Annotated in this window: 10 protein-coding genes; 5 read left to right on the top strand and 5 right to left on the bottom strand. The window is 31.1% G+C overall.

The genetic code is table 11. The features are described from left to right. Positions 1-350 precede the first annotated feature (350 nt). Positions 351-965, top strand: coding sequence for a VTT domain-containing protein (locus J2T59_RS09770; protein ID WP_259135749.1), 615 nt, complete (start codon positions 351-353; stop codon positions 963-965). A gap of 255 nt (positions 966-1,220) precedes the next feature. Here the strand turns inward: J2T59_RS09770 and J2T59_RS09775 are convergent, their stop codons facing one another. From J2T59_RS09775 to recQ, 3 genes are read right to left on the bottom strand one after another with little or no spacing between them, the layout of a single operon-like run. Next, positions 1,221-1,526: a carboxymuconolactone decarboxylase family protein gene (locus J2T59_RS09775; protein ID WP_259135750.1), complete on the bottom strand. Its 306-nt coding sequence runs from the start codon at positions 1,524-1,526 to the stop codon at positions 1,221-1,223. A 44-nt stretch (positions 1,527-1,570) separates the two neighbouring features. Then, on the bottom strand, positions 1,571-2,068 hold the full coding sequence (locus J2T59_RS09780) for a small multi-drug export protein (protein ID WP_259135751.1): 498 nt from the start codon (positions 2,066-2,068) through the stop codon (positions 1,571-1,573). 31 nt (positions 2,069-2,099) lie between these two features. Then, positions 2,100-3,941, bottom strand: a complete 1,842-nt coding sequence (recQ, locus tag J2T59_RS09785; protein ID WP_259135752.1) for a DNA helicase RecQ — start codon at positions 3,939-3,941, stop codon at positions 2,100-2,102. Between the two features lie 1,067 nt (positions 3,942-5,008). Here recQ and J2T59_RS09790 point away from each other — a divergent pair. Both J2T59_RS09790 and J2T59_RS09795 read left to right on the top strand, forming a co-directional pair. Then, on the top strand, positions 5,009-5,737 hold the full coding sequence (locus J2T59_RS09790; protein ID WP_310572675.1) for an ABC transporter ATP-binding protein: 729 nt from the start codon (positions 5,009-5,011) through the stop codon (positions 5,735-5,737). 28 nt (positions 5,738-5,765) lie between these two features. Next, on the top strand, positions 5,766-7,043 hold the full coding sequence (locus J2T59_RS09795) for a COG1361 S-layer family protein (RefSeq protein WP_259135753.1): 1,278 nt from the start codon (positions 5,766-5,768) through the stop codon (positions 7,041-7,043). A gap of 401 nt (positions 7,044-7,444) precedes the next feature. On the opposite strand, the gene J2T59_RS09800 is transcribed toward J2T59_RS09795, so the two are convergent. Next, positions 7,445-8,659, bottom strand: a complete 1,215-nt coding sequence (locus tag J2T59_RS09800) for an ABC transporter permease (RefSeq protein WP_259135754.1) — start codon at positions 8,657-8,659, stop codon at positions 7,445-7,447. 240 nt (positions 8,660-8,899) lie between these two features. Next, positions 8,900-9,841, bottom strand: coding sequence for a PKD domain-containing protein (locus J2T59_RS09805; RefSeq protein ID WP_259135755.1), 942 nt, complete (start codon positions 9,839-9,841; stop codon positions 8,900-8,902). 792 nt (positions 9,842-10,633) lie between these two features. Here J2T59_RS09805 and J2T59_RS09810 point away from each other — a divergent pair. Both J2T59_RS09810 and J2T59_RS09815 read left to right on the top strand, forming a co-directional pair. Continuing rightward, positions 10,634-11,119 (top strand): PH domain-containing protein, encoded by a 486-nt coding sequence (locus tag J2T59_RS09810; RefSeq protein WP_259135756.1) that lies wholly within the window; start codon positions 10,634-10,636, stop codon positions 11,117-11,119. Between the two features lie 49 nt (positions 11,120-11,168). Further along, positions 11,169-12,551, top strand: a complete 1,383-nt coding sequence (locus tag J2T59_RS09815) for a PH domain-containing protein (RefSeq protein WP_259135757.1) — start codon at positions 11,169-11,171, stop codon at positions 12,549-12,551. Positions 12,552-12,718 lie beyond the last annotated feature (167 nt).

A 12,718-nucleotide genomic window follows, 5' to 3' on the forward strand; every position in this document is an offset into this window, starting at 1 on the left:
GAGCTAATATGAGATTTGAAAGTGGATATGATATGGTTTTTCACAAAACCATATCTACTTTAATAATATATATTTATTGTTATTAATTAGCTCAGACTTTGCAACCCCAAAGTTTTTGACAGCCCCGTTTAATTTAATTAAGATTGGAAGGTTTAATTAATTATTGAGTTCTAACTTTAATGAATATTCTCACATAAAAGTAAAAAAGTTTAGTTTCAATGCTACAAATAATAATTCCATTTATTAGGTACAAACTTATAAAAATAAATACATAACTTTTTCATAAATGTATAAAATATAAAACTATATCTGAGATTAAATATAGGATATAGAAAGCTATATGGGGAATCATGATAGATACTTCTAATACTGGTTCAAGCTGTAAAATAGATCAATATGGTACTTTGAACCATGGAAAAAATAAAAACACATTTCTATTTCTTATTTCACTGGTTATTGTATGGTCTTTAATAATTTATTTTTACCACCCCACAGAAATAGTTGAAATTTTAGGTATTAGGAATGTCTATATTTTTATCTTTTTATTAGCAATGATAGGTGGCGTATCAATGTTTACAACCACCTTTTTTTATACTTCACTTGCAACTATTGCGTTTGGCGGTGTCAATATAGTTTGGTTAGCACTTTATGCTAGCATTGGTCTATTGTTTGGTGACTTAATATTCTATTACTTGGCAAAGAGTGGCTCTCAATGTGCACCTGCAAAATATGCTAGTATAATTGAGAAGTTAAGGAATTGGATGAGTAAATTGAAAGATATAGAGATTGTATTTCTTATATTTGTTTATTCTTTAACTCCTCTACCTAGTGATGCTATATCTATAGTTCTTGGAATTTATTCATTTCCCATAAAAAAAATGGTGTTACCTTTAATAATAGGGAAATTTTTTTTAATACTAGTATTTATCGAGCTAGTTATGCTAGGGTATACTTTTTTACTTTGAATTAATCATTACTTAAAAGAAACTACTATTCAGAACATCATTTTAAAATGAAAGCATTTTTTCAAACTCTCCTTTTAATTTATGTCAAAAAGTACCTATGTGCTAAACCGATTTATGGAAATTAAAATCTCAATGTAGTAAAAAAATATACTTAATACATAACCAATCATTTTAAGGTTTCTATTAAGTCACTTAAGCCAAAGATTGCAGATTTTTGTAATTTATGAAAATAATTGTACGAATTATGCTTAGTAATTACTCATCGAATATTTCTTTTAATGCATTTGCTGCAGTGAAGATACTTCCAACACCTGTAATAAAGTAGGCTATTCTTAATGATTCAAATATTTCTTCTTTAGTAGCACCTTCATCAATAGCCATTTGTGTTAGATTTTTTACCCCATCAACAGCTCCTTTGGATGCATCTAAAGTTAAAGCAATGATATATTTGTATTTCAGGGGAATACTTCCAGTTTCAAATGCTTTCATGTTTGCTTCTTTTATTAAAATGGAAAGTACTTCATCGTTATTTTCAATAATTTTAAGTGAATTTTCAGTCATTGTCCTCTCTCCTAAAAAATACTTTGTACTATATTGTTAGAAGCTCATAATATAAATTGCACTCCATAATACGATAAAACTGTTAGTAAGACTGTCCAAGCTAAAAGACTTATACACATCCATATTACTAATGAACTAATTTTTGCTCCAAATACTAGAGCCATAATTGTTGCTAAATGAGTACCTGTAATTATGGGTGAGATTATTGAAATTCCTGGAATTCCGTACTTGTTCCATATATGAAGAGAAGTTTGCCTTCTCTTAGATGTTGATATGTTTTGACAACTTATTTTAGACTTTAATTTATGTTCAAGTTTTTTTATGTTTATATAACCTATTATAATTAAATAGACAGGTACTAAATTACCAACAAATGCACTTATAGCTACTAAAAATGGATCAAGTCCAACAGCAATAGCTATGGGGATAACAACCAAAATTTCTACTAGTGGTATTGCTGCTAAAATAAATACTAGCAGGTATGCAATTAAACCATCTGAGAAGTATAGTTGGGTGATTAATAGATCTGATATCTGTTCCATAGAACAACCTTAGATTCATTTAGAGTTAGTTTCATAAACTCTTCTCAGCCACATCATCTTCAATGTTCATCTTTTTAGGATCCCAGGACTTTTCATGCTCCTTTTTAACCTTTTTAATTTCAGCCATAAATATGTGCCCATATTTCTCCAATTTGTGGTCACCTACTCCACTTATATTCAAAAAATCATCATCATTCATTGGTAATTTAGATGCCATTTCTATTAAACTTCTGTCAGAGAAGATAATATAAGGTGGAACCTTGTTCACATCTGAAATATATTTTCTCAAATCTCTTAACCTTTCAAACAAGCCTGGTATACTTTCATCGTAAATAGTTTTCTCTGACTTAAAACGAGTGGCTTTTGTTGGTAAAGTTAGCTTAAGTGTATAATCATTATGATAAACGTCTTCACTAGTTGTATTAAGAATTAAAATCGGATATTTACCTTTTGATTGATCTAAAACTTTTAAACTGATGAGTTGATTAATAATGGAAATCCATACATTTTTAGCTAAGTTTTTACCTGAACCGTATGATTTTAAAAGGTGATGGTTCTTGGTAAGAATCTTTTTCGACCTTGAGCCTTTTAAGATATCAACAATATAATTAATTCCGTAACTCTGACCAGTTTCATCAATACAGTCAATTATTTTTTTGGCATAAGGAGCAGCATCAATTGCTTCTTTTGGATCGAGACAGACATCACATTTACTGCAATTATCGAATTCATATTTTTCACCAAAATATTTAAGCAATTTTTTTCTTCTACATATACTACTTTCACAATAATTTATCATTTCATCAAGTTGTAAAGATGCAGCATTCCTTTCTTCTTTTGTTTTTTTTTCATTTATAAAATAATCAATCTTGTGCTTATCTGCATAACTAAAAAATAAAATACAGTCACATGGGAGGCCGTCACGACCACCTCGACCTGTTTCTTGGTAATAACTTTCGAGGTTCTTTGGTAAATCATAATGAATGATGAATCGTACATTTGGCTTATCGATACCCATACCAAAAGCAACGGTTGCAACGATAATATCCACATCGTCTTGAATGAAAAGGTTTTGATTAAGCTCTCTTACATTATCTGAAAGTCCTGCATGATATGGCAATGCTCTAAACCCATCAGATTGTAGCATCTTAGCAATCTTTTCAACTGCATTACGGCTTTGACAATAAATTATCCCTGATTGATTTCTATACCTTATGAGAAATCTCCTGATTTGTTTATAGGTATCTCTCTTTTCATTTACATAGTATGATAAATTTACGCGATTAAAACTGCCTTTATATATTTTGCAATCTCGGAGCTTTAGCTGAGTAACTATATCCTTTTGAACTCTAGGGCTGGCAGTAGCAGTAAGCGCTATTATAGGTACATCTTTGAAATGTTTTTTTAAAATACTTAACTTTCTATATTCTGGTCGAAAATCATGTCCCCATTCTGAAATACAGTGCGCTTCATCAATTGCGAACAATGCTATGGATGTTTTTTTTAAGTGACTAATTATATCACTCATTAGCAATCTTTCGGGTGCAAGGTAGAGTATTTTTAATTCTTTCTTCACCAACTTATCTTTGATTTCATTAATCTGCTTATATGTTAATGTACTATTGATATACTCAGCTGAAATTCCATTTGCTTTTAAACCATCGACTTGATCTTTCATTAAGGAAATTAATGGTGAAACTACCACAGTAACACCATCTTTAATCAATGCTGGTAGTTGATAACATAATGATTTTCCACCACCGGTAGGCATTAATGCAAAAGTGTCATGACCTTTCAAAACATCACTTATGATTTCTTTTTGTAAATAACGAAAATCTGAATATCCGAAATATTTCTGCAATGTCTTTTGCATGTATTTTACCCTTTAAACCTTATCTGTGAACAAATAGTTGATTAAAAATATATAAAGGATATCCATGCATAACTAAATACAATATAAGTTTTCAGGAAATTACTAGTTTAAGAAATATAATCATATTAGATTTAATATCTATACTTAAGTACTTTTATGAGGTTCAGCTCTAGATTTGTCCCTTTCAATATAATAATCATAAGTCCACCAAAAAGATATTAATGTTGATATAACTATTAGTATGATTACAGTATACCTTATTTCCCTTAGTTCAACTAAACCATCAAAAGCAGATAGGGATATATAAAAATGATTAAAGTTTTCTATAGCCCGATTACAGATGCTGGATTATTCTTAAGAAAAATATATATTTTTAAAACTTTGCAAAGCAGTTAAGTATCTAGTACTAGTGAATAGGGAACGGTAGTTAGTGCTAAAATAAGAATGAGTATATAGAATACCCACATGACTCCTCCTATTATAAACCAATGTAACTCTTTTTTATAAGATTTAATAATAAATAATTCACCTCTAAAAAAAATTATGATGGAAAAACATTGCACTAGATAACCTAAGGAATAAGATTAAGACTTGCAAGTTTAATAGCTTCTAAAATGCTCTCTACCTGATATGCTCATTTACTCTTTTGTTGTAAAACCTTTAACAAGACAGCTTTAATTATACCATAAAGTAGGAGTTAATTAAAGTGCTAACAAAAATGCAGTAATGAAGACCCTGTAAAAATAAGAATTTTTCTAAAAGAATTGGAATAAAATGCATGTTTAACGAGCTGGCTGTAAAAAACATATTAATTATAAAATAAATGGAACTATAATATGCAATTATTTTTTAATTCAAAAAAAGTCTTTCAAAACATATTCAAACATTTTGCCCATTATGTACTTATATAAACTGTATGGCGGACTTGATTCATTTAATTAAAGGTTGCGGTTATATTAAAATATTAGCATGAATATATTTAAGGTGGATAAATTCAAACAGTCTTATAGTTATCTTAATAAGTCGTGAAGAACATATGGTAGTAACATTATAGCTGTGAGATACTTATGGAAGAATGTTGCTTAAATGAAAAGACCGATTTAGATTCGAGTAAAGAACTCATTATCGATGCTGAGAATATCTGTAAGAATTATCAGATAGGAGATATGGAAGTACAAATATTGAAAAATGTTAATATCCGTGTGAGAAAAGGTGAATTTCTTGCTATAATGGGGCCTTCTGGATCTGGTAAGAGCACATTGATGAACATTTTAGGTATTCTGGATAGACCAACTTGTGGCACATTTAATATTATGGGCCGAGATATTTTTAGAGCAACTGATAAAGAGCTAGCTTTGATTAGGGGCTTAGAGATAGGTTTTGTTTTCCAAAACTTTAATTTGGTTCCAAGGTTAAATTCTATCCAAAATGTTGAGCTACCCACATTTGCTAATAAGAAAGAGGGTGTTGACCCAGAAAACAGAGCTACAGAGTTATTAGGTCTAGTGGGTCTATCAGATAGAATGTATCATAAACCAAATGAACTGTCAGGGGGTCAGTCACAACGTGTAGCAATCGCTCGTGCACTTATAAATAAACCTTCTTTGATTTTGGCAGATGAACCTACTGGTAATTTGGATACAAAAACAGGCCAGGAAATTCTTGATATTTTTACAAATTTACATAATGAAGGAAGTACTATAGTAATGATTACACATGATCCTGAAATAGCCGAATATGCTGATAGGATAGTTTATCTTAGAGACGGTGTTATTGAGGATGATAGAATTAATTAACTGGTAAATTTTAACTTTGGGGATAAATATGAAATATAATACATTTCTAAAAAATGCTATATTGATAACATTGATTTTTGTTTTTTTATTAACTTTTATATCTATAGGTTCAGCATCATCATCGAATACCATACAAGTTGATGTGCTAAAGTATGAACCATATCCTTCAGAAATAGGTGAATTTGTTAGTGTTTGGGTAAAAGTTGATAATAAAGCTTCAACAAGAGCTGGCACATCAGTAGCAGATGATGTTACTATTGAATTAATACCAGAATTTCCATTTTCCTTAGACTCACCGGATAATGCAAAAAAGAACTTTGGAACTATACCCCCAGGAAGGACAGGAATTCATGAATATAGACTTTATGTTGACGATTCTGCTAAACCTGATGTAGGAACCATAAAAATACGATATCAGGCTGAAGAAGGAGGAGCTTGGCTTGAAGAATCTTTCGATATTAGAGTCGGTACTGATACTTTTGATAGTAGAGGCACATTGGAATTAGTATCGTCCCAAACTGAACCTAATGTATTAATGCCCGGTGATACAGGTACAGTTATTTTGGAAGTACGTAACAGTGCTACTGAACGTACAGTTGTTTTTGATGGAGAAGAATATGATACTAATGCTAGAATTCAGGCGGCTTCACTTTCTAGTAATGAAAACATTCAAGTTATAAGTGACTCCTATAGAGGTGATGGTGTGTTGGGTCCGGGTGACAAGATAAGGATTCATTACACAATTGAATTATCTGAAGATGCCCCCGTTGGTACACATCTAGTTGAATTTTCAATGTTAGGAAGCTCGCACTCATATAATACTAATTGGCAAATACCTATAAAGGTAGATTCTCAATCCTCTTTAAAAGTGATACCTTCAAACTCACTCACCTTGGAAAATGGAGAAGGTACACTTGAATTTGATGTTGCAAATATCCATTCAGACTCGCTTTCAGGAGTTTCTGTAAGACTAGAATCAGACGATTTAAGCTTTTCACCATCAGAATACTTCATAGGTGGTATGGATACTGATGAGCTTTTTACTATAGATATTGATGCTAATCAAGTTTCAAATGCTGAATCACCATATGCCGTAGACGTGATTGCAAGTTATCGAAATGGTCCAAATAATCATGAATATCTTGTAAACACTATCGAGGTACGGGAAGTTGATGCTCCATCCAATGTTGTAACATGGTTAATCTTAGTTGTATTTGTTGGCCTTTTGGCAGGAGCAGGTGTAGTATATTACAAAAAGAAAATGAAGAACAGTGAAAATGGCTCAAAGGATATTAAATCGAAATAAGTTATTATAATCTGTTTTTTCTTTTTCTGAAGTTTACTTTTATTGTTAATTAGATGGTTATAGCAAACAAACCTAAATAATGAAAATGAACAATTTATTAGAAGTTTTTTAACTTTAAAAGTACAACTACATTTAACTATAATGATTACTAAAATAAATATGGATTTTAAAAAGTTTCACTTATTTTATACTTTATTAAGTAAATATAGATGTGTAGGCTGAGAGTTCATAGTCAACATGAACTACCCTATATGCTATATGTGTTCTACATAAAAAAGAATGATAAACTCGATGCACTTAAACGCTATAAATTTAGTGATTGGGGTATATGCACAATTGATATAATATAAACTTCTAGCTCAGATGCAATGATTTATCCGTAAATATTTCAATGAATAATTTTAATTTTGTCTTAAAGCATCAACTGGATTCATTTTTGCGGCTTTATTAGCAGGATAAATTCCTGCAATAAGACCAATTACAACAGATATCATGAAACCAGCTACAATAAGTGTCACTGGGAAAAGGTGTGGCAAATCTAGATATAATTCAACTGCAAAGGATCCTGCCAAGCCAAGTAGTGTTCCAAATATTCCACCAATAACTCCAATTATAATTGCTTCTACTATGAAAAGACTGAGAAGGTCAGTATATGTAAAACCAAGTGATTTCATTAAACCAATTTCTTTGGTTCTTTCAGTTACTGTTACCAACATGATGTTCATGATTCCAATTGATCCAACCAAAAGTGCTATTAAAGCTACTGAAGTTATGAGGACAGTTAAAGCATTCGATACTTCATCTAATTGTTCTACTATATCAGCTTGATTAAAAATACTATAAGGTTTAACATCATCATCGTCAATGTTTCTCGCTGAAACTCCTACACTACGAGCAATGTTTCTGTCGATTTCATCTGATACTGTTCTCACTTCTTCAGCAGTTGCTGTTTTAGCTGAAAAACCACCATAATCAGTTTCATCTAACATCTGATTCATTACAGATATTGGAATAAATATTCTAGTATCTGGCTCAGCACCCGACTGGACAAATTCGGAGTCAGGACTATCTATCACACCAACTACTCTAAACGTTTGTGTAACTACTGTTCCATCAGTTCTTCTTAATGAGATATCTATAGAATTTCTTGTATTTATTCTTCTATCAAATCTTTCATTAGCAATCTCATCACCAACTACTGCCACAAATTGATTTTTGTCACTCAGATAGTTACCACTAGCTAATTGTATATTTGCAACATCGGCATAATCCTGGGTTGTCCCTTGAATATTGACCTGTCTAGAAGTAGACATGAAAGTAACTTCAGCAGTTTGCTGCTTTATTGGAGATACACCTACTACACCAGGTGTTCTTTTAATTACATCAAGCTGGCTATCTCCAAACAGATTTCTTTCATCACTAAAAATAATAATGAAATTATCTCCAATTTCACCAAGCTCATCGGTAAAATACTGGTTAAAACTTGCACCCAACGAAACGTTAGCTACTACAGCTGCCACTCCTATAATAATTCCTAATGTGGTTAATGCAGATCTTAGTTTAGCACTATTAATGCTACCAAGTGCGAGCATCAGAGAATCTTTTAATTTTATCATTAATCAGTCAATCCAATAATAATTGTCACTATATATGTTAAACAATGTTATAAGTGAATCGGCGATATAGTTTTACAAATTACATCTTATTCTAACATCATTTGGTTTTTGCTTATATACTTCTACAATAAAGAACCCTTTCTGTTTGGATATGGATTGTATAATTAAAAAAAATATTAGAAATTGATTATAAGCTTAGGAAAAACATTTACGATATTTTTATTTCCAGCAATTTCTAATTTAATCCTTTCTTGTTACTAGGTATGTAGCTATAATTATGGATATAATTAATAATGCAGCACCAAATCCTGGAATCGTATCTTCAGGATCTATTACTGTGATACTTTGTATAAAAGTATCTTCACCAACATCATTTGTAACCGTCAATGTTACATCATATGTTCCTGGTTCATTGTATATATGAGTTGGTTCTCTTTCATCAGAAGTTGCACCATCTCCGAATTCCCAATAGTACTCGAATGCATTTTCAGATTCATCACTGAAAGTTACTTCTAATGGTACTTCTCCTTCACTTGGATTAGCAGTGAACTTAGCTTTTGGATTTTCTGGTAGTGCTCGGACAATAATTGGCCTTGCAGTTTTATCTTCACCAACATCATTGGCAACTGTCAATATTACATCATATGTTCCTGGTTCATTGTATATGTGAGTTGGTTCCCTTTCATCAGAAGTTTCACCATCTCCGAATTCCCAGTAATGCTCGAATGCGTATTCAGATTCATCACTGAAAGTTACTTCTAATGGTACTTCTCCTTCACTTGGACTAGCAGTGAATCTTGCAGTAGGCTCATTATATCTTGGATTTACAGTTATAGTTCCAGACATTCTTGCAGGAAATTCTCGAACATAAAAATCATATGTACCTGTTTCATTGAACGTATAGGTCATTGTTCTCCTATATGTTACAGATGTGCTTTCCCATAACCCATCTTCACTAACTAAAGTGAAAACTCTTTGTGGATCAGTTTGAAGGTTTCGCCAGACTACTGTATCTCCTACATTGATTTCTACTTCTGAAGGTATAAAAACCAATTGTTGCATTCTTATCTGGATAGTTTTAGGTTCATCATTATCATTCGATGCTTGTGCAGTACTAAGACCAATGAAGGCGAAAAAAAGCACAGCAATAAGCATTAAAGTTAATAAACTACGTTGTTTCATTTTATCTCAATAACCCCTTTAAGAGTTCAAATAATATAACTTAACATTATAACATATAATGGTCATTATAACTATATAATGTTTAAAGACTAAATTAAACCTTTCCATTATTTTTCTAAAAAAGTTATGAAAGGGGATTTACTTCCCCTGTCGAGTATATTTTGGCATTTAATGCCATAAAGCCATTAGGTAACAAAATGAATCTCTCTTTTTTGAGCAAGGAAACGGAGATATTAGTTCATTTATGGCTTTATATGTCAATAAATGGTTGGCAACGTTATTGACAATATATTGATAAGAATTAGAAATATATATAATAACCTATAGTTATTAGTCAAACAGCATAATATTATTAAAGAAATAGTTCCTAATTAGTGTATAAATCAGATAATCCCCTAATATAAATCATTTATAGTGTTTATGATTAATATTAATGATTTGATTCAAGTCATTGATATTTATTAATATGAAATAATAGTTCGTATAACCAAATTCGGTAATATTTTTCTTTTAATCATTAATATGTTTGTATTCATCATATCATTTATGGTATTTTTTAACTCTATGATCAACTCGATATTTAATGTGTTTGCTTTTATAGTAGGCCTTATGTTAATATTAGCTAGTTTCTACTATTTGGCCTCGGGGATTATAATGGGTGCATTTGGTATTTTTCTTGGTTCTATTGTGATTGTTCTTTCATTTATTAATAAATAATGGATATTATTTTGAATAACTATAAATAAAAAAGTTACTTTAATATCTGAGTGTCAATACTAATGGAGACGCTAAATGCTAAATGATGAACCTAAGGAGAAGATTGACCATAGAGCTATTAAAGTATGGTTTATTAATGGTCTTGCAGAAGGTATAGCTCTTATTGTAGTCGTTATGTTCTTTATTATGTACGTGCAAGATATGTTTGAGTTGTCTTCTCTTTGGGGACAACTTGGTGCATTACTTGTAGTAGTTTATACTATTTGGGTTGCTGTAATAGCTCCATATCTTAGGCTTAGATTCTGGAGATATGAAATTCGAGAAAATGAAGTTGATATACAATATGGTATATTTATAAAACATAGAACATTAATTCCAATGACCAGAATACAGCATGTAGATACTGAATATGGACCTGTGATGCGTCATTTTGGCCTTTCAACCTTAAAGATCTCAACAGCCGCAACTGATCATCGTATACCTGCTTTATCAAAAAAAAGAGCATCTGAACTGATGGGACAAATATCTGAGCTAGCTAGAGTGAGTGATGAGGATGTTTAATTGGAAACGACAACATCCTTCAATGATACTTATAGAGGCTCTTAGAAACTTGGTATATAGTATTCCGCCGGTAATTATTTTCATAATATCGATTGGTGAAAATTTAGCAACCCTTAGCTTAACAAGTATTTTTTTGATTTTATTTGCTATTTTAGTCTTATTTTTAATTAAAGCAACTACTAATTGGTATTTATATAAATATTCTTATGATAAGGGCTATTTTCACATTAAAAGAGGTCTACTATTCAAAAAAGAACGTTCTATCAAAAAAGAACGTGTACAATCTGTCAACGTACAGACAAATATTCTCAAAAGGTTGTTAGGGGTTGCAAGCGTTCAGGTTGTAACTGCAGGTGGAGGGGCAGATTCTGAGTTGCATCTAATAGCTGTAACAATGGCTGAAACAAAGACCATAAAATCTTATTTGGAGAATGGTGATGAAAATAAAGAGCTAGGTATCCATGATTCAGATAAAACGAACTATAAAGACTATAATGAATACAGGATGTCCTTTTTTGATTTATTCTTGGCAGGTGCCACATCTGGTAGGTTTATGCTACTATTTTCTATTATTGCAGCGCTGTTTTCGCAATTTTATCCTTATATACCTGAAGAAATAATGCTATATTTGGTTGATCAAATAACACCTAATGGAAGTTTTGATATTGGCATTATTATTATAATTTTGTTAGGCTTATTTGTTTTATCATGGATTGTATCGACTGTTATATATGTAATTCAGTATACTAATTTCACTGTAAGGAGATTCCAAGATGATTTAACTATTTCTTGGGGTATAATTGAGCAAAAAGAATTTAATGTAAATATTAACCGTGTGCAAGCATTGGTAGTTAAAGAAGAAATTTTAAGGCAACCCTTAGGACTCAGTGCTTTGAATATCGAAGTTGCAGGTGGCGCCTCTAAAGAACAAAATTTTGTAACAATACTCTTTCCCTTACTTAGAGTAAATGAGCTCAAACAATTTTTGAATAATATTATTCCAGAATATGAACTCCCCAGTGAAATGACACCTCTTCCAAAAAGATCTAGGAAAAGGTACGTTTTTAGAGCAACACTACCTGCTATAATAGCGCTAATTTTTTTGGGTGCATATAATATCACCTATTTATGGATAGGTCTAATTATTACACCACTGGCTATTGGTTTAGGAATATCAAGATATCTTAATGCAAAAACGTCAGTTATAAACAATCAGTTGACTATTAGGTTTAGAAATATTAATAGATATATGGTTTTCATGAAAAAAAATCACATTCAAGCCCTTGAGCTCAGTAGAAACATATTCCAAAATAGAAGCAATTTGTTTACTTTAAAATCTTCAGTACTATCATCTCCTACTGGCAAGGATTTTAAACTTAAAGATATTGAAAATGAGCAAGGTCAAAATTTATGGCATTGGTTTTCTAGATAAATTTCAAAAATAGTCAATAATTAATCAAACTACATCTTTATTTTCATGCAGATGTATAAAATAAATGAAAATCGGCTCTGTAGAAATCCTATTTTCCATTACCACTTCAACCTAATATTATAAAAAGGATAAGTCCCCTGTGTTTTTTTGGTAAACAAACAAAAACA

Origin of the sequence: Methanosalsum natronophilum (assembly GCF_024808815.1) — an archaeon.
Taxonomy (GTDB): Archaea; Halobacteriota; Methanosarcinia; order Methanosarcinales; family Methanosarcinaceae; genus Methanosalsum; species Methanosalsum natronophilum.